18 protein-coding genes are annotated in these 23,491 nt (G+C 68.5%); 11 read left to right on the top strand and 7 right to left on the bottom strand.

Annotation, left to right across the window (positions count from 1 at the left end; translation table 11 throughout):
* Positions 1-5: 5 nt before the first annotated feature.
* Genes ACW17Y_RS04090 through murC form a run of 4 tightly spaced genes read right to left on the bottom strand, consistent with a single transcriptional unit; the run spans position 6 to position 4,176 of the window.
* A complete protein-coding gene (locus tag ACW17Y_RS04090) occupies positions 6-896 on the bottom strand; it encodes a cell division protein FtsQ/DivIB (protein WP_492037510.1) in 891 nt (296 codons plus the stop codon).
* Positions 884-1,822, bottom strand: a complete 939-nt coding sequence (locus ACW17Y_RS04085; RefSeq protein ID WP_492037509.1) for a D-alanine--D-alanine ligase — start codon at positions 1,820-1,822, stop codon at positions 884-886. The genes ACW17Y_RS04090 and ACW17Y_RS04085 overlap by 13 nt, the downstream gene beginning before the upstream one ends.
* Before the next feature lie 21 nt (positions 1,823-1,843).
* Positions 1,844-2,755 (bottom strand): UDP-N-acetylmuramate dehydrogenase, encoded by a 912-nt coding sequence (gene murB / locus ACW17Y_RS04080; RefSeq protein WP_492037508.1) that lies wholly within the window; start codon positions 2,753-2,755, stop codon positions 1,844-1,846.
* Complete coding sequence (murC, locus tag ACW17Y_RS04075) at positions 2,752-4,176, bottom strand: UDP-N-acetylmuramate--L-alanine ligase (RefSeq protein ID WP_492037507.1); 1,425 nt, start codon at positions 4,174-4,176, stop codon at positions 2,752-2,754. The genes murB and murC overlap by 4 nt, the downstream gene beginning before the upstream one ends.
* Before the next feature lie 701 nt (positions 4,177-4,877).
* Between murC and ACW17Y_RS04070 the strand changes: the two genes are divergently transcribed.
* The 4 genes from ACW17Y_RS04070 to ACW17Y_RS04055 all read left to right on the top strand — a co-directional run bounded on the left by ACW17Y_RS04070 (position 4,878) and on the right by ACW17Y_RS04055 (position 9,999).
* A complete protein-coding gene (locus ACW17Y_RS04070) occupies positions 4,878-5,351 on the top strand; it encodes a GyrI-like domain-containing protein (RefSeq protein ID WP_492037506.1) in 474 nt (157 codons plus the stop codon).
* Between the two features lie 55 nt (positions 5,352-5,406).
* The gene (locus ACW17Y_RS04065; protein ID WP_492037505.1) at positions 5,407-6,486 is read left to right on the top strand and encodes a site-specific DNA-methyltransferase; all 1,080 of its coding nucleotides are present in this window, start codon (positions 5,407-5,409) and stop codon (positions 6,484-6,486) included.
* Positions 6,487-6,666: 180 nt separating this feature from the next.
* Positions 6,667-7,773 (top strand): glycosyltransferase family 4 protein, encoded by a 1,107-nt coding sequence (locus ACW17Y_RS04060; protein WP_492037504.1) that lies wholly within the window; start codon positions 6,667-6,669, stop codon positions 7,771-7,773.
* Positions 7,774-7,851: 78 nt separating this feature from the next.
* Entirely contained in the window at positions 7,852-9,999 is a 2,148-nt protein-coding gene (locus tag ACW17Y_RS04055; RefSeq protein ID WP_492037503.1) for an amylo-alpha-1,6-glucosidase, read from the top strand.
* A gap of 463 nt (positions 10,000-10,462) precedes the next feature.
* Here ACW17Y_RS04055 and mutY read toward each other — a convergent pair whose 3' ends face one another.
* Positions 10,463-11,500: an A/G-specific adenine glycosylase gene (gene mutY / locus ACW17Y_RS04050; RefSeq protein WP_492037502.1), complete on the bottom strand. Its 1,038-nt coding sequence runs from the start codon at positions 11,498-11,500 to the stop codon at positions 10,463-10,465.
* 198 nt (positions 11,501-11,698) lie between these two features.
* On the opposite strand from mutY, the gene ACW17Y_RS04045 reads away from it, so the two are divergent.
* The 7 genes from ACW17Y_RS04045 (at position 11,699) to ACW17Y_RS04015 (ending at position 20,969) form a co-directional block, all read left to right on the top strand.
* A complete protein-coding gene (locus tag ACW17Y_RS04045) occupies positions 11,699-12,259 on the top strand; it encodes a DUF721 domain-containing protein (protein ID WP_492037501.1) in 561 nt (186 codons plus the stop codon).
* A 65-nt stretch (positions 12,260-12,324) separates the two neighbouring features.
* Positions 12,325-15,003: an ATP-binding protein gene (locus tag ACW17Y_RS04040; RefSeq protein WP_492037500.1), complete on the top strand. Its 2,679-nt coding sequence runs from the start codon at positions 12,325-12,327 to the stop codon at positions 15,001-15,003.
* Positions 15,004-15,242: 239 nt separating this feature from the next.
* Positions 15,243-15,887, top strand: a complete 645-nt coding sequence (locus tag ACW17Y_RS04035) for a thioredoxin domain-containing protein (RefSeq protein WP_492037499.1) — start codon at positions 15,243-15,245, stop codon at positions 15,885-15,887.
* 4 nt (positions 15,888-15,891) lie between these two features.
* Positions 15,892-16,506, top strand: a complete 615-nt coding sequence (locus tag ACW17Y_RS04030; protein ID WP_492037498.1) for a DsbA family protein — start codon at positions 15,892-15,894, stop codon at positions 16,504-16,506.
* Positions 16,503-17,111 carry a thioredoxin domain-containing protein gene (locus ACW17Y_RS04025; RefSeq protein ID WP_492037497.1) on the top strand — a complete coding sequence of 203 codons (609 nt, stop codon included), beginning with the start codon at positions 16,503-16,505 and terminating at the stop codon, positions 17,109-17,111. Before ACW17Y_RS04030 ends, ACW17Y_RS04025 begins: the two co-directional genes overlap by 4 nt.
* A 7-nt stretch (positions 17,112-17,118) precedes the next feature.
* On the top strand, positions 17,119-20,556 hold the full coding sequence (locus ACW17Y_RS04020) for an AAA family ATPase (protein WP_492037496.1): 3,438 nt from the start codon (positions 17,119-17,121) through the stop codon (positions 20,554-20,556).
* A 5-nt stretch (positions 20,557-20,561) separates the two neighbouring features.
* The gene (locus ACW17Y_RS04015; RefSeq protein WP_492037495.1) at positions 20,562-20,969 is read left to right on the top strand and encodes a hypothetical protein; all 408 of its coding nucleotides are present in this window, start codon (positions 20,562-20,564) and stop codon (positions 20,967-20,969) included.
* A 99-nt stretch (positions 20,970-21,068) separates the two neighbouring features.
* Here ACW17Y_RS04015 and ACW17Y_RS04010 read toward each other — a convergent pair whose 3' ends face one another.
* The gene (locus tag ACW17Y_RS04010; RefSeq protein WP_492037494.1) at positions 21,069-22,280 is read right to left on the bottom strand and encodes a mechanosensitive ion channel family protein; all 1,212 of its coding nucleotides are present in this window, start codon (positions 22,278-22,280) and stop codon (positions 21,069-21,071) included.
* Positions 22,277-23,359 (bottom strand): undecaprenyldiphospho-muramoylpentapeptide beta-N-acetylglucosaminyltransferase, encoded by a 1,083-nt coding sequence (murG, locus tag ACW17Y_RS04005; RefSeq protein ID WP_492037493.1) that lies wholly within the window; start codon positions 23,357-23,359, stop codon positions 22,277-22,279. Before murG ends, ACW17Y_RS04010 begins: the two co-directional genes overlap by 4 nt.
* Between the last annotated feature and the right edge of the window lie 132 nt (positions 23,360-23,491).

Here is a 23,491-nt window from a genome sequence, read left to right as displayed (position 1 = left end):
TGTGGTTAGATTCCGGCGCCGGGCCGGACCGCGACCTGGCCCTCGGTCCGCAGATCGATACGGGCGAAGCCCAGCTCCAGTAGCCGCTCGCGCTGGTCCAGCGCATCGAGCTGGATCAGGGCCGCTTCCTGCTTGACGGCCGGCAGCTGGATGATGCCGCCGTCCTTCAGACGCAGGTCCCAGCGACGCTCGTCGACCCGCACCAGGGCGTCGATCCGACTCATCAGCCGGGGCCGTTGCGCCAGCAGAGGCAAGATGTCGCCAGCCGCCTTGTCGGCGCCCGCGCCGACGACCAGCGGCAGGCCCGGATAGCGACCGGCGTCGGCGCCTGGAATGGCGCGGCCTTCGCCATCGATGACGAAGACCCGCCCGCCCGTCTGCCAGACAGCCAGTCGGTCATGCTCCTTGACCTCGACGATCAAAGTGTCGGGCAACAGGCGCACCACCCGCGCCTCCTTCACCCAGCCCACAGCCTGGACGCTGGCCTTCAGGGCGTCGAGATCGAGGCCGGTGATCGGCTGGCCGGCCTCGACGTTCAGGGCGCGCTGGATCGCGGGCGTCGCCTCGGCCGAGGCTCCGGTGATGTGCACCCGACGGAGCTTCAGCCCCATGCCGGTTGTGATCTGGTCCATCCCGTGAGTGACGGACTGGCCGATGCGTTCGGCGCGCGCGCCCGTCGCCAGCACAAGCGCGAGAACCCCGAACCCCGCACAGATAGACAGGACGACCGCGCGCGGCGTCAGGTCCAGCTTGCCGAGAGCCGCCATCTTGCCGGGAACGCCGCCGGCGTTGCGAGGCGCATTACGCGAGCGACCGCCCTGCCCTTTCGGACCCGCGCTTCGCTTGGGCGCCGACGCGACATTCGCGCGCCGACCGCCGCGAACTACCGCGGGCATGAGGCGTCCTCCACCATCCACCGGACCAGATCTTGGTAACTCATCCCGACGTAGGCGGCCTGCTCCGGAACCAGAGAGGTCGGCGTCATGCCAGGCTGGGTATTGACCTCCAGAAGGACCAGTTCGTCCTTAACATCGTCATAACGGAAGTCCGTCCGCGACACCCCTCGACACCCCAGAGCGGCGTGCGCCTGCTCGGATTCCCTGAGGGCCGCCTCGAAAACGTGGGGCGGGAGATCGGCCGGTAACTTGTGGACGGATCCGCCCGGCGCGTATTTGGCTTCGTAGTCGTAGAAGCCCTTCACCGGGGTGATGTCGGTCACGGTCAAGGCGCGGGGCCCGGTCGTCTCGCCGATCACGGCGACGGCCAGTTCCTTGCCAGGAATATAGGGCTCGACCATCACCTGTTCGCCATAGGTCCAGTCATCGGCCCCGACCTCGGTCTGCGGGCCGTTCGCCCCGGCGAGCACGAGATAGACGCCGACGGACGATCCCTCGGCGTTGGGCTTGATGATGTAGGGCGGCTCGATCACGTGGCGACGCGCGACTTCGTGGCGGTCAAACAGCCCGCCGCCTGGAACCTTGACCCCGGCCGCGCCCAGCACAGCCTTGGTCTTGTCCTTGTCCATCGTCAGGGCCGAGGCCAGAACGCCGGAGTGGCTGTAGGGAATCTGGAGCGTCTCCAGGATGCCCTGGACGCAGCCGTCCTCGCCCCATTCGCCGTGCAGGGCGTTCAGAACGACGTCGGGTTTCAGATCGGCCAGCACCTGGGCCAGGTCGCGGCCGGCGTCGATGCGGGTCACGCGGGCGCCCTGCGCTTCCAGCGCGTCGGCGCAGCCCTTGCCCGACGACAGCGACACGTCCCGTTCCGAGGACAACCCGCCCATCAGGACGGCGACGTGCATCTCTGACAGGGCTTGGGGCATACGTGCTTTTCTAGCGCGGGGTTATGACGGGCGGCCGATCCTCTTGATCTCCCATTCAAGGTTTACGCCGAGTTTACTTTGAACCTCGGCGCGGACGATTTCGCCCAATCCTTCGATATCGGCGGCCGTGGCCTCGCCGGGATTGATCATGAAATTGGAGTGGAGCTCGGAGAACATGGCTCCGCCGCCGGTCACGGCGTGCAGCTTGCCGCGCCAGCCGGCCTCGTCGACCAGTTTCCACGACGAATGGCCGGGCGGGTTCTTGAAGGTCGAGCCGCCAGTCTTTTCGCGGATCGGCTGGGTCTGTTCGCGGCGCGACGTGATCTCGGCGATGCGGGCGGCGACGGCTTCGGGCTCGTCCGGCGTGCCGCGATAGACGGCCTCGATCCAGATGATGTCGGCCGGCGCCTCGGAGTGGCGGTAGGTGTAGCCGAAATCGGCGAGCGCATAGTCGACCCGCTCCCCGGCCCGCGTCAGGCCCCATGCGGAGACGAGGATGTCCTTCGTTTCCGAGCCGTAACAGCCGGCGTTCATGGTCACGGCGCCGCCGATGGTGCCGGGGATGCCGGCGTAGAACTCCAGCCCGGCCAGCCCCGCCTTGGCCGAAGCCTTGGCGACCATCGCGTCCAGGGCGCCTGCGCCGGCAGCGATTGTCTCGCCCTCGGTGGTGATGCCGGCGAAGGGCCGGCCCGCCAGCCTGATGACCACGCCCTCGACGCCGCCGTCGCGGACGATGACGTTGGAACCGACGCCGAGCACCATGACCGGCACGGCCGGGTCAATGGCCTTCAGGAAGGCGGCCAGATCGTCGGCGTCGGCCGGGATGAACAGGACCTCAGCCGCGCCGCCGACCCGGAACCAGGTGAACGGTCCGAGCGGTTCGTCGCGCAGCAGCTTGCCGCGCACCTCGGGGAGGGAGTCACGCCAGCTCACGCCGAGAGCGCCTCGAGCTGCGCCGGCAGGGCGTAGGCCCAGGCTGTGATGTCGCCGGCGCCGAGCAGGACGACCACGTCGCCCGACCTGGCTTCCTCGGCGATCACGCGGGGCAGGACGGCGGCGTTCTCGAGCGCCGAGACCCGCAGATGCCCATAGCGACGGATGCCGTCGACCAGCCCCTGTTTGTCCACGCCCTCGATCGGAGCCTCGCCCGCCGCATAGACGTCGGCGACGATGACGCTGTCGGCGTCCGAGAAGCTGGTCGAGAACTCGTCCATCAGGTCGCGCAGCCGGGTGAACCGGTGCGGCTGGACCACGGCGATCACGCGGCCCTCGGCGACCTGACGGGCGGCCTTCAGGACAGCGGCGATCTCGACGGGATGATGGCCGTAGTCGTCCACAATGCGCACGCCGTTGACGACGCCCGTTGTGGTGAACCGGCGCTTCACGCCGGCGAACGAGGCGAGGCCCGAGCGGATCGCGTCGTCGGAGACGTCCAGTTCGCGCGCCACCGCGATGGCAGCCAGGGCGTTCGCGACATTGTGCCAGCCGGCCATCGGCAGGTGCAGGCCGGTGATCCGGACGGGCTCGGCGCCGCCCCGGTCCTGAATGACCACGTCGAAGCGGGCTCCGTCCGGGCTCATGTCGCAGTTGTCGGCCCGAACCATCGCCTGCGGGTTCATGCCGTAGGTGACGATCCGGCGGTTATCGATCGAGGCGACCAGCCGCTGCACTTCCGGGTGATCCAGACAGACCGCCGCGAAGCCGTAGAAGGGGATGTTCTCGACGAAATCGCAGAAGGCTTTCCGCACCGCGTCGAAGTCGCCGTAGTGGTCCAGGTGCTCGGGATCGATGTTGGTGACGATGGCCACGGTCGACTTCAGGCGCAGGAAGCTGCCGTCGCTTTCGTCGGCCTCGACCACGATCCAGTCGCCGTCGCCGACCTTGGCGTTGGTGCCATAGGCGTTGATGATCCCGCCGTTGACCACCGTCGGATCCAGCCCTGCCGCGTCCAGAAGTGCAGCGACCATCGAGGTCGTCGTCGTCTTGCCGTGGGTGCCGCCGACCGCAATCGAGAACTGCAGCCGCATCAGTTCGGCCAGCATCTCGGCCCGGCGCACCAACGGAATGCGGCGCTCGCGCGCGATCATCATCTCCGGATTGGTCGCCTTGACCGCGGTCGAATAGACCACGGCCGAGACGCCTTCGCCGACGTGGGCCGCGTCGTGGCCGATGAAGATCTTCGCGCCGAGGGCCGCCAGCCGCTCGGTATTGGCGCTGGATTTGGCGTCCGAACCCTGCACCGAATAGCCGATCTTGAGCATGATCTCGGCGATCCCGCTCATGCCGATCCCGCCTATCCCGACGAAGTGGACGGGACCGAGGTCGAACGGAACGGGGCGAAGGCGAGCGATCATCGAAGCGTCATAGCGAGGGTGAAATCGGAATGCACCCTCCCGCGGATGCAGGCGCGCGTCATCGCTCTTCCGCTGTGAACGGGTCGGGGAAGTGGACGGAGCCCGGGCGGTCGCCCGGAACCGATGTGGCCCCCTGCTTTCGCGTTACGGGGACCGGATGAGAATTTTCGGCTCGCGCCGGGGCTCCGTCGCGACCGGTTCACGCGAGCGGCCGGTGACGGGCTTCGTGCAGCCTGTGAGGTTTTCGTCGTTTTCGACCCCCACGCTTTGCGCCGCTTAAACCCTGTCCGACCTCGGCCCGCGACGGGCGGAGGGTGTCAGGCCCCTCCGGGCTCCACGGTTTGTCACCCCATGGACAGTCCTGCATCAGCGCCGGTTCGTGCCTCCGCAGACCCAGGTTCAACGCCAGATCAGGGTCCTCGGCCGCGCGCAGCGATACAGTTTCCCGCTCGATCGCGCCCCGCCGCACGTCCGGGTCCTGGGCCCAGGACGCCTTCCCCATGCGACGGGACGGCAGAAGTGTACGCCCGGCCCGGGAGGGGGCGCACATAAAGGCTCTAAATAGACCCGGGCGTTGAAATCGTTGGGGTCCTGGGGGGATGTGTTGATGGGTATGGGACGGCCTCCCCACAGGAAGGCGCGGTTGGCCGGTCGATCGTGTAGAGGGTCCGACGCAGCCAGAGGCGGGAACAGGAGCCCCCATGATCCCCCATCGTTTCGAGACCCTTCCCCCGATGCTCCTGGCCGGCCTGCGGCGCTGGTACGGGTTCGTCGAGGCTCCCATTCAGATCCCGCTGGACTGGAAGCGCTTCGTCGCCCGGCTGCCGCTCGCCGGTCAGGTCGGCGACCTGACCTATGGCGCGACCTGCGACGCCGACATGGCCGAGGAGCGTTTCGAATATATGTTTGCGGTGGAGGTCGAGACCTTCGATGGCCTGCGGCCCGATGTCGGCCGGATGCGCGTGCCGGAGGCGACCTACGCGGTCTTCGTCCACGAGGGGCCCGTGTCCGGCATCCGCCAGACGATCGCGGGAGGCCACGGGTGGCTGGCGTCCAACGGCGAGTGGAAGGACGGCGGCACGCCCACCTTCGAGCGCTACGGCTCCGACTTCGATCCTGCGGGCGGAACCGGCGACATCACCTTGTGGCTGCCGGTGATTTCGGCAGGCGGATAACCCCGCCTTAACCACAAGGATTCACGGTTGCGGCTCAACCTCGAGGCCGAGCAGCGTGACCGATCTGAAGACCGACATCATCCACCGGGGCGACTGCATCGAGATCCTGAGGTCCCTGCCGGACAAGTCGGTGGACATGGTCTTCGCCGATCCGCCCTATAATCTCCAGCTGGGCGGCGACCTGCTCCGTCCCGACAACTCCAAGGTCGACGCCGTCGACGACGACTGGGACAAGTTCGACAGCTTCGCCGCCTATGACGCCTTCTGCCGCGACTGGCTGAAGGAATGCCGTCGTGTCCTGAAGGACGAGGGCTCGATCTGGGTGATCGGCAGCTATCACAATGTCTTCCGGCTGGGTTCGGCGATCCAGGACCTGGGCTTCTGGGTGCTGAACGACATCATCTGGCGCAAGTCCAACCCGATGCCGAACTTCAAGGGCACGCGATTCACCAACGCCCATGAGACCCTGATCTGGGCCGCCAAGAGCCGCGAGCAAAAGCGCTACACCTTCAACTACGACGCGCTGAAGGCCTTCAACGAAGACACCCAGATGCGGTCCGACTGGACCTTCGCCCTGTGCACCGGCGAGGAACGTATCAAGGGCGAGGACGGCAAGAAGGCCCATCCGACCCAGAAGCCCGAGGCCCTGCTGCATCGGGTGATCCTGGCGGCGACCCGGCCGGGCGACGTTATCCTGGATCCGTTCTTCGGCACGGGCACGACGGGCGCAGCCGCCAGGCGGCTGGGCCGTCACTACATCGGCATCGAACGCGATCCCGAATACGCCAAGGTCGCCGAGACGCGGATCAAGGCGGTCATCCCGGCCCGGCCGGAGGACCTCGTGGTCACGGGCTCCAAACGCGCCGAGGTCAAGGTTCCGTTCGGCGCCCTGGTCGAGGCCGGGCTGCTTTCGCCGGGCGACGTGCTCTACTGCCCCAAGGGCGAGCGGGAAGCTCGCGTGCGCGCCGACGGGTCGCTGGTGTCAGGCGCGATGACGGGCTCGATCCACAAGCTGGGCGCCCTGTTCGAGAACGCCCCGGCCTGCAACGGCTGGACCTACTGGCGCTTCCGGACCGACACCGGCCTGCGTTCCATCGACGCCCTGCGCGCCGAGGTGCGGGCGGGGATGCAATAGCGCCCGCTCTCTAAGTCTTTCATTTGATTGGTGCGTCCGGCCAAGTGTCGGAAAGCGGACTCTGTTTTCCGCGTAACGCACCACAATCATTGCTGAAATTCGGCGTTCCGGGCGGGAACTTCGCAGTTGCGATATCATTGATGTCTCTGGCCCGGGTGAGCGGGTCGGAGCAAGCCCGTCATGAAGATCGCGCAGGTCACCCCGCTCTACGAGGCCGTCCCTCCCAAGCTGTATGGGGGCACCGAACGGGTGGTCGCCCATCTGACCGACGCGCTCGTCGATCTGGGTCATGACGTGACCCTGTTCGCCTCCGCCGAAGCACAGACCCGGGCCCGGCTCATCCCCGTTCGCGATCAGGCGATCCGCCTCGATCCGGCGCCGCTGAAGTCTGATCTGGCCTCGCACATGAGCATGCTGTCGGAGGTCCTGCGCCGCGCGGACGACTTCGACGTCATCCATTTCCACACCGACATGATCCATTTCCCGTTCTTCGAGCGGATCGCCAACAAGACCCTGACCACCCTGCATGGCCGCCTCGACATGAAGGACCTCCCGGAGGTGTACGAGCGTTGGCCGCAGTTCGGACTGGTCTCGATCTCGGACGATCAACGCCGCCCGCTGGCCTTCGCCAACTGGAAGGCGACCGTTCACCACGGCATGCCGGCCGAGCAATATGTCTTCTCGCCGAAGTCGAAGGGCTACCTCGCCTTCCTAGGCCGCATCTCGCCCGAGAAGCGGCCCGACCGGGCCATCGAGATCGCGACGAAGCTGGGCAAGCGACTGAAAATGGCGGCCAAGGTCGATGCAGCGGACAAGATCTACTTCGAGACGAAGATCAAACCGATGATCGACGGCAACCCGTTGATCGAGTTCATCGGCGAGATCGGGGATCACCAGAAGTCGGAGTTCCTTGGCGGGGCCGAGGCCCTGCTGTTCCCCATCGACTGGCCCGAACCCTTCGGCCTGGTGATGATCGAGGCCATGGCCTGCGGTACGCCCGTCGTCGCCTTCCGCTGCGGCTCGACGACCGAGGTCATCGAGGACGGGGCGACCGGCTTCCTGGTCGATACGCTGGAGCAGGCGGTGGCGGCGGCGGACAGGGCCTCGATTCTGGACCGTGAAGCCGTGAGGTCCCGGTTCGAGTTGCGGTTCTCGGCCACGGCGATGGCGCGGCGGTATCTGGACGTCTATGGCGACCTGCTGGCTAAGAAGCCTTACGCCGAGACGATCCTCGATGATGTCGTGGTTCCGCTGCACGAAGACCGGAGCTTTGCCGTTTCCGCCTGAACCTAATCGCGCTCCGGCCATTTTCCCTTCGCATTCGCACACCAGTCTGGTGACGGGCGGCGGCGCGAGCGAGGTTCCATGGACGACGGCTATTCGGTTCAGCAGACGGCCGCGGAAAGCGCGGAGACAGGCGGGCTGGATACGCTCCAGGCGCTGAAAGACGCCGACACCTTCCTGGTGGCTGATAACTGGGGCGACCTGAAGGGCGGCGCCGACGGTCTGTTCGATCATGACACGCGGATCCTGTCCCGGTTTGTCATGACCGTAGGGCTGGCCCGGCCGTCACGGCTGAGTTCAGGCGCCAGCCGGGACAACGTTTTCTTCACCGCCCACACGACCAACCGGCCTCTACCCCCGATGGGCGGGCGGTCGGCGCCGGCGGGTGTGATGCATATCGAGCGGCGGCGCTTCGTCTGGGACCGGCGGATGTTCGAGCGGATCCGGATGGTCAACCACGGCGTCGAGGACGTCCTGCTGCCCCTGGCCTTCGAGTTCGGAGCGGACTTCGCCGACATCTTCCAGGTGCGCGGGACATTGCGGGAGAAACGCGGGACGGGCGAGGTTCCGACGACGGACGGGCGGCGGGTCACCTTCCGCTATACCGGGCTGGACGAGGTGGAGCGGACCAGTTGCCTAGCCTTCTCGGAACCGCCGGCACGGCTGAGCGGATCACGCGCGGAGTTCATGTTCAGCCTGCCGATGGGCAAGGAGATGGACCTCTATGTCGAGTGCGGGCCCGACGCCTGTTCGACGCCGGATGCGATGCGGTGGCGGGAGAATGCGGTGCAGGCCCGACTGGCGATGCGACGCCGGCGGCGGCGGGGAGCGTCGCTGAGGGGGCCGCGCAGTCCGCGGTTCAACCAGTGGCTGGACCAGTCGCGGGCGGACATCGCGCTGCTGACCACCGACCTGCCGACGGGGCCTTACCCCTATGCCGGGACGCCGTGGTTCTCGACGCCGTTCGGGCGGGACGGGATCATCTCGGCCTGGCAGATGCTGTGGCTCGATCCGTCACTGGCCAAGGGGGTGCTGACCTATCTGGCCCGGCGTCAGGCGACGGAAATCTCGGCCTTCCAGGACAGCCAGCCCGGCAAGATCATGCACGAGACCAGGGGCGGCGAGATGAGCGCCCTCGGGGAGGTCCCGTTCGGCCTCTACTACGGCGGGGTCGACACGACCTGTCTGTTCGTCGCGCTGGCCGGGGCCTATTTCCGCCGGACCGGCGATCTGGAGACGATCCGGGCGCTGTGGCCCAATCTGATCGCCGCGACCGAGTGGATGCGGGACTACGGCGACAGCAATGGCGACGGGCTGATCGACTACGCCCGGGCGGCCGAGACGGGGCTGTCGAACCAGGGCTGGAAGGATTCCGAGGACTCCATCTTCCATTCCGACGGGCGGTTCCCGAAGGGGCCGATCGCCCTGCTGGAGGTTCAGGGCTACGCCTTCGCCGCCTGGCGGGCGATGGCCGATCTGGGAGCCCTGCTCGGCGACGGCCGGGCCCTGGCCTGGGACAACCGGGCCGATGAGGTCCGGCTGCTGGTCGAAGAGCGGTTCTGGATGGAGGAGGAGCAGTTCTACGCCATCGCTCTCGACGGCGACGGGAACCCCTGCGAGGCCATCGGCTCCAACGCCGGCCACCTGCTGTTCACCGGCCTGCCGTCTGCGACGCGGGCGGCGGCGGTGACGAAGCGGCTGCTGGGGGCCGAGTTCCGCTCGGGTTGGGGCCTGAGGACGCTGGCCAGAGGTCAGGCCCGCTTCAATCCGATGAGCTATCACAACGGCTCGGTCTGGCCGCATGACACCTCGCTGGGTGTCGCGGGCATGGCCCACTATGGCGAGCGGGACGCGGTCGGGATGATCCTGGGCGAGATCTACGCCGCCGCCAGCCATTTCCACATGCGGCTGCCCGAACTGTTCTGCGGCTTCGAACGGCAACCGGGCGAGGGGCCGATCGCCTATCCGGTCGCCTGTCTGCCCCAGGCCTGGGCGGCGGGGTCGGTCTTCCTGATGCTGCAGGCGTCGCTGGGAGTGTCGATCGACGCGCTGACGAAGACCGTCACCATCGACGCCCCCGCCTTGCCCGCCGGGATCGAGCGGCTGACCGTCAGCCGGCTGCAGGTCGGGGACGCCGTGGTCGACCTGGCCTTCGAACGGCTGGGGGATCAGGTGGTGGTCATGCCGAGGAACCGGATCGGCGAGATCAGGATCGTGACGACGCGGTAGGTCAGGGCGAATCCGGACTCAAAAAAGAGTCCGCCGAGTCCGGCGAGTCCGGATGACCGGCCTGCTCCGGCGACAGCCCGAAACCGGTCGCCGAGGAGACAGTGTCGCGTCGGAAGCGACCGCGCCTTCCCGATAAGTTGTCAAAGACCCTGTCGAGGACGCGTGTGGCGGGTCCGGCGAGCGCAAGAGGGGTGGAGGAATAAATTCGCCCTGTTCGCTTTGTATCGACACGACATTGTCATCCCGGAAATCGCGCAAGCGATTATCCGGGACGAAAGACGTCTCGCCGCCACTCCCGGAAGACGCGAAGCGGCTGTCCGGGAGACAGCGAAGGGGGCAGGCTTTCTCCCGGACAATCGCCAGCGCGATTTCCGGGAGTCCGGCGCTCAGCGTCCAGCGTCCCGGCTCTCCGCTTCGCTGCGGCCGGGATGACATGGGTCGGGATAGCTGAAGTCGATTGAACCTAGAGCGCGGCCATAGCCAGCGCCCGCTCCAGCGCTTTCCGAAACACGGTGGGGAGCGCCGCCAGAGCCTCGGCTTCGGGCGTCCAGAGGAAGTCGCCCTCCCCGGTCGCGACCCGCACCGACAGCGTCAGCGAGAAGTGGGTGAAGACGTGCTCGACAGCGCCGGCGTCGGTCCAGTCCGCGGCGACGGGCGGAACGGCGTCGGGCGCCGCTTCGGTCCAGTCGCTGGAGGGCAAGCCGACCATGCCGCCGAGGAGGCCCTTGTCCGGGCGGCGGACGAGGGCGACCTGGCCACGGCCGTCGCGGAGGACCCAGGCGATGCCCTGGCGGTGCGGGCGGGCCGCCTTCTTCGTCTTGACCGGATAACGTTCGGGCTCGCCCGCAGCGCGGCCGGCGCAGAAGGCGGCGATCGGGCACATCAGACACAGAGGCGACTTCGGGCGGCAGATCGTCGAGCCGAGGTCCATCAGGGCCTGGGCCCAATCGCCCGGGCGGTCGTCGGCGATCAGGGTCGCGGCGAGCCGCTTCAGCTCGGGCCGGGCGGCGGGGACGGGCGTCTCGACGGCGAACAGGCGGGCGACGACGCGCTCGACATTGCCGTCCACGACATTGGCTGGGCGGTCGAACGCGATGGCGGCGACGGCGGCGGCGGTGTAGGCGCCCACCCCTGGCAGGGCCAGAAGCGCCGCCTCGGTGTCGGGGAAGACGCCGCCGTGGTCGTTGGCGACGGCGCGGGCGCAGGCCAGCAGGTTGCGGGCGCGGGCGTAGTAGCCCAGCCCGGCCCAGGCGGCCATCAGGTCGCTGTCGGGCGCGGCGGCGAGGTCGTTGACCGTCGGCCAGCGGGCGGTGAACCGCTCGAAATAGGGGGTCGCGTGGGGGACGGTAGTCTGCTGCAGCATCACCTCGGACAGCCAGACGCGGTAGGGTGCGGTGCGCATCACGGCGCCGGGCGCGGCCCGCCACGGCAGGGTGCGCGCGTGGGCGTCGTACCAGGCCAGCAGGGCGGCGCGCAGGGTGGCGATGTCGGCGGGAGGCATTGGGTGTTCTTATCCCGTCATCCTCCGGCTTGTCCCCTCCCCGTGCACCCCGGTGAAGGCCGGGGTGCAGATCACAGACAGGGACAGCAGGGATGTCTTGTGCATTCCGCTGACCCCACCACCGCATCCGCCATCTGGACCCCGGCCTTCGCCGGGGTGCACGGTGATTGTTTCAACGGGTTGGGTTAGGGTGCGGTCATGGCGCGCGATCTGCCCACCGACGCTGAGACCCGCGAGATCCTGTCGCGGCGACGGACCCGGCCCATGCCGCGGCCGACGCCTCCGGCCGGGCGGGCGCTCGCCCCCCTGATCCGCGAACTGGACGAGAAGTTCGGGCGCGGCGCGGGGGCCCTGGAGCCCCGCTGGCGCGAGATCGTCGGCGACCAGCTGGCCCGCGTCACCCGCCCCCAGAAACTGACCAAGGGCCGGGCCGGAAGCGGCGGGACGCTGGAACTGCGCGTCGCAGGACCGGCGGCCCTGCTGGTCCAGCATCAGTCGGCCGATATCCTGGCGCGGGTGAACCTGTTTCTCGGGCCGGGGGCCGTGGACAAGCTGCGCATCGCCCAGGGGCCGGTGAAGCCCCTCGCCACGCCCGCCGCCTCGACGAAGGGCGCGCGGCGGCGGATCGATCCGCTGGATGCGGCGGCGGAGGCGGAGCTGGCCAGGTCGGTCGAGGCCGCGCCGGACGGGCTGAAGGCGGCGCTGGCCAACCTGGGGCGGGCGGTGCTGTCGGATGAGGCGAAGGGGCGGCGGCGGTAGGAGCGGTCACCCAGCTATCGGTTAGTCGGCCTTGAGCCTCCTGACAGAATGTTCGCTTCCGCCCGATGCCGGATATGGGCTGTATCGGCCCGAACTCCGAGGCCCAATCGCTAATCCGTGGCTTCGATCAACTGCCCCCGCAGGCAGACCCCGAAGTGGCAGAAATTGCCAGAATATTTGCCAATTGGACGGCAAGTCTGGTTGGTTGTGGGCGGTGCCCGATCATCTTTGGAACGCCAATGCGCGCAAATCGATCACTGGCACGCACCCTTTTGATAGTTACGCTCGCCCTGAGCGCCGGCTTCACAGTCATTGCCTCTTTCGTGACATTTCAGATCGTCAGCCATGGGCTTACCTCAGAGAAACTGACCCATCTCGGCGAGTACGCAGGAGAACGAGCGCTGGTCGAGAACCAGCTATTCGAGGACGCCGCCCGCGTCCAAATTCAAGCCGGTGAGGCGCTTGTCCGCCGAATGCAGGCGCTGACGCAGGCGGAAGTGGATCGTTCTTTTGAGGAAGCATTCCTCTTGCGGGCAGACGGAACGCGTCGCAGCCCTCCGCAGGATTTTGAAGGCCGCAAATCTGCGACTGGAGAGCCGGTTTTTGGCATGGGGGCATTCATCTCCCGCGGCGAGCACCTCTCTGCCGAAGAGCGGAGACTCCTCGTCAGCGCATGGCAGGTCGTTGGCCGATTTGGCGAAGCTCAACTCGGCTTCAACGACAACTTCTACTTCTTCACCCCTGACAACCGCCTGGTGATGTTTGCGCCTGCGCGCGCCGACCGTTTGAGCTTCTACCGAGAGACCGCGCCAGCCGATTTTTCTTTCGCAAACGAAGACCTCGTCCAGGTGACCTTGCCGAGCGTCAACCCCGAACGCCGGACCCGCTGCACCGGGCTCCGTCGTCTGCTGTACGTCCAGACGGGCGCAGCTCTGACCACGGGCTGTCACACGCCCGTCGATATTGACGGTCGCCACGTCGGTGCTTTCGGGACAACACTTCAGATGGGCGCGCGCCTTCTGAACAGCGTTCGAGAAGGGCCGAGCGGCGGCGTCAACCTGATCGTGGACGCGCAGGGCGGCCTGGTCGCCTTCCCCGGCTCTACAACGCCCGGCGCCGCATCTCCCGCGGAAGTGGCCCGCTACGAGAAGCAGTACGAATTGGCGGGACTGCTTGGGCTCGTCACAGCGGAGGAGCGAACGAGTGGCGTTGTCCACTCGCCGAACGGCAGGGCCTATGTGGCGTTCGGCCGAATCCCCGCTACCGATTGGTACCTGCTGTCCGTTGTGCCGACAGCGACCATCACCGCGGCGGCCGCCAGATCCGCGTCCTGGATACTGCTCACGGGCGCTATTGTCGCCGTATTGCAGGGTGGCCTGCTGTTCTGGATCACCCGTCGGTGGGTGGTCTCGCCGCTCCGTGAGATCGCTTTGCATGCCAACGCGCCCGTCCACGGCCGGAGCCAGGCGGCGGCCTTGAGCGGCCTGTCGAAAAGATCAGATGAAATCGGTGTCGTCGCTCGCGCCTTGGCTGCCGCCGACGAGAAGGCAGAGGATCTGGTGACATCCCTTGAAGACAAGGTCCGCGCCCGAACCGCCGAACTTGAAGCTGCCAACGAGGCCAAGTCGCGATTTCTGGCGAACATGAGCCATGAACTGCGGACGCCGCTGAATGGCATCATCGCCACCGCAGATCTGCTGCTCGCGCGCCAGACAGGGCGGGTTCCGAAGGAACTGGCGCGCCTGATCGTCTCCTCGGGCCGCGTTCTCGAGCGCGTGGTCACCGATGTGCTCGACATTTCCAAACTGGAAGCCGGACGCCTGGTCCTCGAAGCCTCCTCGTTCGATATCGAGGATCTCGTCGAGGATGCGACGGAACTGTTCAGGGCAGCAGCGGAGGCAAAGGGCCTGGTGCTGCGGGCGACGGTAGAGATCAGCGCGCAAGGCTGGTGGATCGGCGATAGCGTTCGCCTAAGCCAAATGCTGTCCAATCTCGTCAGCAACGCTGTGAAGTTCACATCCGCCGGGGAGATCACGATCTCGGCGCGGGCATCTGCTCTCGGGCTCACAATCGAAGTCGCCGACACCGGACCTGGTTTCGACGAGGACACCGCCGCGAGGCTTTTCCGGCGCTTCGAACAGGCCGACGGGTCGATTACTCGTCAATTTGGCGGCACTGGCCTGGGACTGTCAATCGTCGCGGCATTCGCCGATCTGATGGGCGGCGTTGCCGACGCCACCTCCCAGCCCGGAGTGGGGAGCCAGTTTACCATCGACCTTCCACTTTTGCGCGGCGAGCCAATAGACCGCAGCGAGCAATCGGCCCCGCAGCCGATCATGCGCGACCTGACGGGCGTGCGCGTGCTGCTGGCGGAAGACCACCCGGTGAACCAGCAGATCGTCAGGCTAATTCTGGAGCCGGCGGGTATCGTGCTGACCGTCGCCGACGATGGAGCCCAGGCACTGGAGCATCTTGCAGCCGAACAGTTCGACCTCGTCCTCATGGATATGCAGATGCCAGTGCTCGATGGCTTGTCGGCCACCCGCGCCTTGCGCGAGCGCGAGACGGGTGGGTCGCGGACGCCGGTGCTACTGCTCACCGCCAATGCGTTGAGCGAACACATCGAAGCCGGCCAAGCGGCTGGAGCAGACGGGCATCTGTGCAAACCGATCCGCCCCGACGCGCTGCTCCAGGCAGTGGCTGGGGCGACTATCGTCCCGCCGTTGTTTTTGGCAGGCGCCTGACGAATGCCTTCGCCACGCTTGTCCACGACCACTCAACACCCACGGTTGACTTTCAGACCGAGTGTTTCCGAGCACCGGGCAGCCGGCGCTGCGTCCAATCAGTCCTTCGCCCCTGATCAGATTCCGACGGCTGGCTCTTGACCTTTTTCCGCCGCACCTGTTCTCGACAACCATGGAATTCGCGCAGGCCATGGGGAATCGCGCGATCATCCGGAACTTGAGTTCTTAAGGAAGACGCCATGCGCGCCAGCGGTCCGTTCAAATACGCCTCCATGAGCCGCCGTGCGGCCGTGACCGGAGCCGCCCTGGCGGCGATGACAATGCTGGCCGCGTGCTCGGGCGCACAGACCGGCGCCGTGGCCGAGGGCGACATGGCCTTGGGCGCCGCCGAGGGGGCGAAGGTCACCGTCGTGGAATACGCCTCGGTCACCTGCAGCCACTGCGCCACGTGGCAGACGCAGGTCTATCCCGAGTTCAAGGCCAGGTACGTCGACACCAACAAGATCCGCTATGTCTTCCGCGAGTTCCCGACCGCCCCGGAATCCATCGCCGTCGCCGGCTTCCTGCTGGCGCGCTGCGCCGGGCCGGACAAGTATTTCCCGGTGATCCACGAGCTCATGGCCAGCCAGAGCGAGATCTTCGGCGGCGTGCCTCCCCGCACCGTCCTGCTGCGCATCGCCAACGGCGCCGGCCTGAGCGAGGAACAGTTCCAGGCCTGCGTCACCGACGCCGACGCGATCAAGGCCATGGACGCCCGCATCAAGTCCGCCCTCGAGGTCGGCATCACCGGCACCCCCTACTTCCTCGTCAACGGCGAACACGTCCCCGACAGCTCCCTTGCCGGATTGTCGGAGAAGATCGACGCCGCCCTGGCCGCGAGCTGAGCCGATGACCCTGTTCCGCAACCTGATCCTGGCCGTGACGGCCCTGACCCTCGCCTCGTGCGGCGGCGGTTCGAAGGCCGTCGTAGACGGCGACATGGCCATGGGCGCACCGGAAGGCGCCAAGGTCACCGTGGTCGAATACGCCTCGCCGACCTGCCCCCACTGCGCCCTGTGGCAGGAGAATACCTGGCCGGCGTTCAAGGCCGCCTATGTCGACACCAACAAGGTCCGGTATGTCTTCCGCGAACTGCCGACGCCGCCGGCCGAGGTCGCGGCCGCCGGCTTCCTGCTGGCCCGCTGCGCCGGCCCGGACCAGTATTTCGACGTGATCCACGCGATCATGGAGAGCCAGAAGGAATGGGGCGCGGGCGGCAATCCGCGTGACAGCCTGATCCGCATCGCCGGCGGCGTCGGCATCGACGAGACCGAGTTCACGGCCTGCGTCACCAACCCGGACGCCATCGCCGCGCTCGAAGCCCGCGTCAAGGCGGCGACGGATGCGGGCGTGATCAACACCCCGACCTTCTTCGTCAACGGCCGCCAGGTGTCCTCGCTCGGCGGCGAGGGAACGGTCATGGCCGACCTGGCTCCCGCCATCGAAGCGGAGCTGGCCAAGTGATCCGTTCGCTCCTTTTGATGCTGGCGCTGGTCGCCGCGCCGCTTTCTGCATCCGCCCAGACGGCGTCCGGCCTGCCCGCCGTGAGCGCGGCCGACCGGGTGCTGGGTCGCGCCGACGCGCCGGTGACGGTGATCGAGTATGCGTCCTTCGTCTGCAACCATTGCGCCAACTGGCACACGACCGTGCTGCCGTCATTCAAGGCGCGGTTCATCGACACCGGCCAGGTGCGGCTGGTGTACCGCAACCTGCCGACCCCTCCGGCCCAGGTTGCGGCCCGCGCCGCCGGCATCGCCCGCTGCGCGGTTCCCGCCCGGTTCTTCGACGTCGCCTCATCCTTCATGACGGGCCAGCAGGCGATCATCAACGGCGCGCCCCTGGCGGACTGGTACGCAGCGGGGGTGGCCGCCAGCGGCCGGACCCAGGCCCAGATCGACGCCTGTCTGGCCGATCCGGCGACGCTGAACGGCATCCGCGCGGAAGTCGCGGGCGCCTCCGCAGCCGGGGTCCAGGGCACGCCGAGCTTCTTCGTCAACGGCCGCGCCGTGGCGGACACCTCGCTGGCGGGTCTGTCGGCCGCCATCCAGCCCCTCCTGCCCCACCACTGAAGACGGGATGCAGTTCCAGCGCCTCCGGCTCGTCGGCTTCAAGTCGTTCGTCGACCCGGCGGAGGTGCAGATCGAACCCGGCCTGACGGGGATCGTCGGGCCGAACGGCTGCGGCAAGTCGAACGTGCTGGAATCGATGCGCTGGGTCATGGGCGCGAACTCGGCCAAGGCCATGCGCGGCACGGGCATGGACGATGTGATCTTCGCCGGAGCCTCGAACCGCCCGCCCCGGAACCACGCCGAAGTCCAGCTGACCATCGACAACGCCCAGCGGCGCGCGCCCCAGCCCTTCACCGACAGCGCCATCATCGAGGTGTCGCGCCGCATCGACCGGGGCCAGGGCTCGACGTACCGCATCAACGGCAAGGAGGTGCGGGCGCGGGATGTGCAGCTTCTGTTCGCCGACGCCTCAACGGGCGCCAACTCCCCGGCCCTGGTGCGACAGGGGCAGATCAGTGAGCTGATCGCGGCCAAGCCGCAGAACCGGCGGCGCATCCTCGAAGAGGCCGGCGGGGTCGCGGGCCTGCACACGCGTCGGCACGAGGCGGAGCTGAGGCTCAAGGCGGCCGAGACCAATCTGGAGCGGCTCGACGACATCGGGCGGGAGCTGGAGACGGCCCTGACGCGGCTGAAGCGCGAGGCCCGGCAGGCGGAGAAGTACAAGAAGATCTCCGCCGAGATCCGGGCCCTGCAGTCGGCCCTGCTGTTCGTGCGCTGGAACGATGCCCGACTGGCGGCGGAGGCGGCGGCGGCCGAACTGAGCGCGGCGGACCGGGCGGTGGCCGAGGCGACGGCGAACGCCGCGAAGGCCCAGACGGCGGCCCTGTCGGCGCAGGAGGGATTGAAGCCCGCGCGGGAAGAGGATGCGGTGGCGGCGGCGCTGCTGCACCGGGCCTCGCTGGAGCGCGACCGGCTGGACATGGCCGAGCAGCAGGCGCGGGCGGAGGTCGACCGGTTGACCGCCGAGGCGCAGCGGATCGCCAACGACACGGAGCGCGAGATCGCCATGTCCGGCGACGCCGAGGCGGAACTGGCGCGGCTGGGCGCCGAGCTGGAGGTGCTGACGGCCGAGATCGCGGCGGCGCCCGAGCGCGGGCCGGAACTGGAGCGGGCGCTGGAGGCGGCCGAGGAAGCCCGTCGCGCCGCGGACGCGGACGTGGAACGGCTGGCAGGCTCGCTGGCGGCGGTCGAGGCGCGGGCCAACGCCGAGACGGCGCGGAAACGCGACGCCGAGGCGCGGGTGGCGCGGGCCGTGAGCGCTCTGGACGGGGCGAAGCGGGAGCGCGCGGCGCTGGGGCCGCTCGAGACGCCCGAACTGGCCGCCGCGCGCGAAGCGTTGGAAACAGCGACGGAAGCCCTGACCGAGGCGCGGGCGGGCGTGGAGACGGCGGAAGCCGACCGGGCGGAGCGGGCGCGGGCCGAGCAGGAGGCGCGGACGACGGCGCGCGCGGCCGAGGACCGGCTGGGACGGTTGCAGACCGAGGCGCGGGGGCTGGCGTCGCTGCTGGTCTCGACGCGCCGGGATCATCCGCCGGCGCTGGATCAGGTCGGGGCGGACAAGGGATACGAGGCGGCGCTAGCGGCGGCTCTGGGCGACGATCTGGATGCGGCGCTGGACGCGAAGGCGGCGGCCTACTGGGGCGGGGCGGACGTGCCTGCGCCGGTATGGCCGGCCGGGATCGAGCCGCTGGGCAAGCATGTGAAGGCGCCGGAGGCCCTGTCGGCGCGGCTCGCGCTGTGCGGGGTGGCGGCCAACAGCGATGCGCCGGGGCTGGCGAAGGCTCTGCCGGTTGGCGCGCGGTTGGTGACGAAGGAAGGCGACCTCTACCGCTGGGACGGGTTCGTCAGCCGGGCGGATGCGCCGAGGCCGGCGGCTGTTCGTCTGGCGCAACGGACGCGGTTGTCGGAGCTGGAAGCGGACATCGACGCGGGCAAGCCGGCGCTGGAGACGGCGCAGGCGGCCCTGAAGGCGGCGACGGAAGCGTTCCGGGTCTCGGAAGAGGCTGTGAAGGCAGCGCGGCTGCGGCCCTTCGCGGCGGACAAGGCGGTCACCTCGGCGCGGGACGCGGTGCAGCGGCTGGCCAATGAACAGGCGCGGCGCGAGGCGCGGGCGACGGCTCTGGACGAGACGCTGGAGCGGCTGACGGTCGAGCACGACGCAGCGGAGGCGGCCCTGGCCGAGGCCCTGACGACCGATGCGCCATCCGAAACCCTGGAGGGGCTGAAGGCCGAACTGGCCGCGGCGCGGACGGCGGCGGATGCGGCCCGGGGCGCGGCGGCGGGCGCGCGGGCGGACCGGGACGCCGAGGCGCGCGAACGCTCCGGTCGCGATCAGCGGCTGAACGCCCTGACGCGCGAGCGCGACAGCTGGGCGGCGCGGGCGAAGGATTCGACGGCGCGGATAACGGTTCTGGAAGGCGATGCGGGCAAGACGGCGGCCCTTCTGCTGCAGGCCGAGCGGGCTCCGGAGGCCCTGGCTGCGCAGCGGTCGAAGCTGATGGACATGCTGACCTCGGCCGAAACGCGGCGGAAGACGGCGGCGGATGCGCTGGCGGTCGCCGAGGGGGACGCCGGAGACGCGGATCGGGCCAGCCGGGCGGCGGATGCGGCGGCATCGAGCGCGCGCGAGGCCCGGGCCGGGCTGGCGGCGCGCTCGGAAGCGGCGGCCGAGCGGCTGCTGGACGCGCAGAACAATGTCCGCGAGGCGGCGCAGATGTCGCCGGAAGAGCTGGGCCAGAAGCTGACCGACGACGCCATCGCGCGCCCGCCGGACGCGGCGGGGGCCGAGAGCCTGCTGTTCGGCCTGGAGCGGGAACGCGAGCTGCTGGGCGCGGTCAACCTGCTGGCCGAGGAAGAGGCCGAGGAATACGGCGAGCGGCTGCAGACCATGAAGCTGGAACGGTCGGACCTGACCAACGCGATCGCCAGGCTGCGCGACGGCATCGACGAGCTGAACGCCGAGGGGCGCGAGCGGCTGGTCGCCGCGTTCGACGTCATCAACGACAATTTCAAGAGCCTGTTCGAAGCCCTGTTCGGCGGCGGTCAGGCAGAGCTGAAACTGGTCGAAAGCGACGATCCGCTGGAGGCCGGGCTGGAGATCTTCGCCTGTCCGCCGGGCAAGCGGCTGTCGGTGATGTCGCTGATGAGTGGCGGCGAGCAGGCGCTGACGGCGGCGGCGCTGATCTTCGCGGTCTTCCTCGCCAATCCCGCGCCGGTCTGCGTGCTGGACGAGGTGGACGCGCCGCTGGACGACGCCAATGTCGATCGCTTCTGCCGCATGCTCAATGAGATGCGGAACCGCACGGATACCCGCTTCATCGTCATCACCCACAACCCGGTGACGATGAGCCGGATGGATCGGCTGTACGGGGTGACCATGCCCGAGCGCGGCGTGTCACAGCTGGTCAGCGTGGACCTGACCCAGGCCGAGAAGCTGGTCGCCTAATGGAGATGGACGCTCCCATAGCCCCCTATGAGCTGGTCCTGACCGGCGTGGGGCGGTTCGCCGTCTTCGCAGACCGGGGCAGCATCGAGATCTGGCCGAACGAGGTGCTGATGCGGTCGCTGCAGGTCGTGGAGGAGGACTTCACGGTCGGGACGAAGCGCTATCTGGGCGGCTGGTCGTGGTGGTCGTTCGATTGCGATGCGGGGACCGCGGACCGGCTGGACTTCGCCTCGGTGGAGGTCGGCGGGGCGGAGGGTCCCAGCACGCCGGAGGGACTGCCGGCCTATCCGGCGGCGCCGGGCGGGGATGCGGCGGAGTTGCTGGCCGTGGCCTGCGGGACGGTTGAGACAGAGGTGGTCGCGGTGACCGTGGATGAAGCCGTGAGGATCGGGCGCGCGGCGATGGCGGAATGATCCCTCTCCCGGTGGGAGAGGGCTTGAGGCCCGCAGAGCGATAGCGATGCGACCTGGCCGAAAGGGTGAGGGCCGTGCGTTACCGGTAAGGCTCGCCCCTCACCCTTTCGCGCGAGGCCGATCGCCTGACGGCTGTCGGGCGCTCAAGCCCTCTCCCACCGGGAGAGGGTGGCTGAGACGGTCCTGCGGCAACGCCTCGGGACACTGATCCCGCATGAAGGCCAGCATCTGTTCACGGATCTCGCAGCGGAGGTCGAAGGCGACCGGCGCGGAACGGGCGCTGGCGAGGCAGCGGACCTGCACGACGCGGTCGGTGATGTCGGTGACCTGAAGGTTGACCACGTCGCCGTCCCACAACGGCGAGGCCTTGCAGATGCGCTCCAGCTCTGCGCGCAGACGGTCCATCGGCGCTTCGTAGTCGACGTAGAGCATGGCCGAGCCGATCAGGCGGGAGGTCTCGCGGGTCCAGTTCTGGAACGGCTTTTCGATGAAATAGCTGAGCGGCAGGATCATGCGCCGCCAGTCCCACAGCTTGACCACCACATAGGTGGAGGTGATCTCCTCGACCTGGCCCCACTCCCCCTCCACGACCACGGCGTCGTCGATGCGGATGGGCTGGGCGGTGGCGATCTGGATGCCGGCGAACAGGTTCTTGAGAACGGGCTGGAGCGCCAGACCGGCGATGATGCCGACCACCCCGGCCGAGGCCAGCAGGGACACGCCCCACTGGCGCACCGCACCGATGGTCATCAGGGCCATGGCGACACTGACGATGCCGATCATGATGATCGCCGCACGCTGAAGGATGCGGGTCTGGGTGATGTGCTTGCGGGCGACGAGGTTGTCCTCAGCCGCCATGTTGAACTTCCGCAGATAGACGACCGCCCACATGTCGATGGCGCCGGCCGCCATCCAGCCGAGCACGAGGATGGTCAGGAACAGGAGGACGGCACGGACGGCCTGGGACGGCTCCGCGTCCAGCGGCGAGACGGTGATCGAGAAGCCGATGGCGATCAGGATGATGAGGACGCGCAGCTTCTCGCGCGCCCGCTCGACCACGCCGCGCCAGAACAGGTCGCGCTTCTTCACCACACGACGCAGGATCGAGAAGACCAATGCGTGGACCAGCCAGCCGGCGGCTACGAAGACCGCGACGACGATGGCCACGACCAGCCATTCGGGCAGCCAATGGAACTGGCGCCAGAGCATCAGGATCTGGTGGGTCAGGTTGGTGATTTCGGGAGGCATCGACGCAAACAGCGTGTCAGCCGCGTCTTCCGTTCCCACCGGCGGCAGAGCCGCGCCGGTCATCCGGCCGTGGCCTCAGCGAGGTCGGCGAGGCGTTGGGCCGCGTCGGGGATGGCGACGGAGCGGGCCGCAGCGCTCATGGCGGCCAATCGGGCGGGGTCAGCGAGGATGCCCGAGACGGCGGCGGCCACGGCGTCGACGGTGACGTCGTCCTCGAGAATGACCTCGGCGGCGGAGACGTCGGTCAGCAGCTTCGCATTGAGGCGCTGGTGGTCGTCGGTGGCGATCTTCAGCGGGATCAGGATCGACGGCATGGCGGCGACGGCGAGCTCGGCGCAGGTCGAGGCGCCGGCGCGGCCGATGACCAGATGGGCGGCGGACAGGCGCGAAGCCATGTCGCGGAAGAAGGGGGCGACCTCGGCCTCGATGCCGGCGTCGAGATAGATCTGGCGCGAGGTCTCCAGGGTCTCGGGGCGGGACTGTTGCTGGACCTTGAGGCGACGCTTGATCGCGTCCGGCAGGGCGGCCAGCGCACGGGGGGTGGTCTCGGACAGGAGACGGGCGCCCTGCGAGCCGCCGGTGACGAGGATGTTGATCGGACCGTCGCCGGGAGGCGCATAAACCCGGTCGAACAGGGCGCGGATGTCGGCGCGGACGGGGGCGCCGACGACCTGGGCGCGAGCCTTCACGGCCGGGCTGGCGCGCTCCAGGGTCGGGAAGGACGAGGCGACGGCGCGGACGTGGGGGGCGAGCGCGCGATTGGTGCGGCCGAGGACGGCGTTCTGTTCGTGGATCAGCGTCGGCCGCTTCTGCAGGATGGCGGCGACCAGGGCAGGGGCGGAGGGGTAGCCGCCGAAGCCGACGACGACCTGCGCGTCCAGCCGTTTGAAGGCGGTCTGCGCCTGCCCCACGCCGCGCACGATGGCGACGCCGGCCTTGAGCAGGCCGACGGGGCCCGAGCCGGTGGCGGCGTCCAGCGCGAGACGTTCCTCGGCCGGGAAGGCCTGGGCGTACTGTTCGCCGCGATGGTCGGTGGCGAGGACCACGCGCCAGCCGCGCGCGGCCATCTCGCGGGCCAGGGCCTCGGCCGGGAACATGTGGCCGCCGGTTCCGCCGGCGGCGACGACGCAGAGCTTGGTCATGGTGAAGGTGTTAGCGGACCCCTCCCCTTTCGTCATCCTCCGGCGCGCGCAGCGAGACCGGGGGAGGCGCCGAAGGCGATCTGTTCAGGCCCGATGTCGGAAGTCGCGGAGTCCGCGACAGGTTCGCGCTCT

The organism is Brevundimonas sp. AVps7 (assembly GCF_058681545.1).
This window is presented reverse-complemented; position numbering and strand designations above follow the sequence as displayed.

What these genes read in the sequence shown, in the direction of transcription:
- ACW17Y_RS04090 (WP_492037510.1), bottom strand. Translation starts at nt 896, where the DNA reads ATGCCCGCGGTAGTTCGCGGCGGTCGGCGCGCGAATGTCGCGTCGGCG.
- ACW17Y_RS04085 (WP_492037509.1), bottom strand. Translation starts at nt 1,822, where the DNA reads ATGCCCCAAGCCCTGTCAGAGATGCACGTCGCCGTCCTGATGGGCGGG.
- murC (WP_492037507.1), bottom strand. Translation starts at nt 4,176, where the DNA reads ATGATCGCTCGCCTTCGCCCCGTTCCGTTCGACCTCGGTCCCGTCCAC.
- ACW17Y_RS04070 (WP_492037506.1), top strand. Translation starts at nt 4,878, where the DNA reads ATGATCCCCCATCGTTTCGAGACCCTTCCCCCGATGCTCCTGGCCGGC.
- ACW17Y_RS04060 (WP_492037504.1), top strand. Translation starts at nt 6,667, where the DNA reads ATGAAGATCGCGCAGGTCACCCCGCTCTACGAGGCCGTCCCTCCCAAG.
- ACW17Y_RS04055 (WP_492037503.1), top strand. Translation starts at nt 7,852, where the DNA reads ATGGACGACGGCTATTCGGTTCAGCAGACGGCCGCGGAAAGCGCGGAG.
- mutY (WP_492037502.1), bottom strand. Translation starts at nt 11,500, where the DNA reads ATGCCTCCCGCCGACATCGCCACCCTGCGCGCCGCCCTGCTGGCCTGG.
- ACW17Y_RS04045 (WP_492037501.1), top strand. Translation starts at nt 11,699, where the DNA reads ATGGCGCGCGATCTGCCCACCGACGCTGAGACCCGCGAGATCCTGTCG.
- ACW17Y_RS04040 (WP_492037500.1), top strand. Translation starts at nt 12,325, where the DNA reads ATGCCGGATATGGGCTGTATCGGCCCGAACTCCGAGGCCCAATCGCTA.
- ACW17Y_RS04035 (WP_492037499.1), top strand. Translation starts at nt 15,243, where the DNA reads ATGCGCGCCAGCGGTCCGTTCAAATACGCCTCCATGAGCCGCCGTGCG.
- ACW17Y_RS04030 (WP_492037498.1), top strand. Translation starts at nt 15,892, where the DNA reads ATGACCCTGTTCCGCAACCTGATCCTGGCCGTGACGGCCCTGACCCTC.
- ACW17Y_RS04020 (WP_492037496.1), top strand. Translation starts at nt 17,119, where the DNA reads ATGCAGTTCCAGCGCCTCCGGCTCGTCGGCTTCAAGTCGTTCGTCGAC.
- ACW17Y_RS04015 (WP_492037495.1), top strand. Translation starts at nt 20,562, where the DNA reads ATGGACGCTCCCATAGCCCCCTATGAGCTGGTCCTGACCGGCGTGGGG.
- ACW17Y_RS04010 (WP_492037494.1), bottom strand. Translation starts at nt 22,280, where the DNA reads ATGACCGGCGCGGCTCTGCCGCCGGTGGGAACGGAAGACGCGGCTGAC.
- murG (WP_492037493.1), bottom strand. Translation starts at nt 23,359, where the DNA reads ATGACCAAGCTCTGCGTCGTCGCCGCCGGCGGAACCGGCGGCCACATG.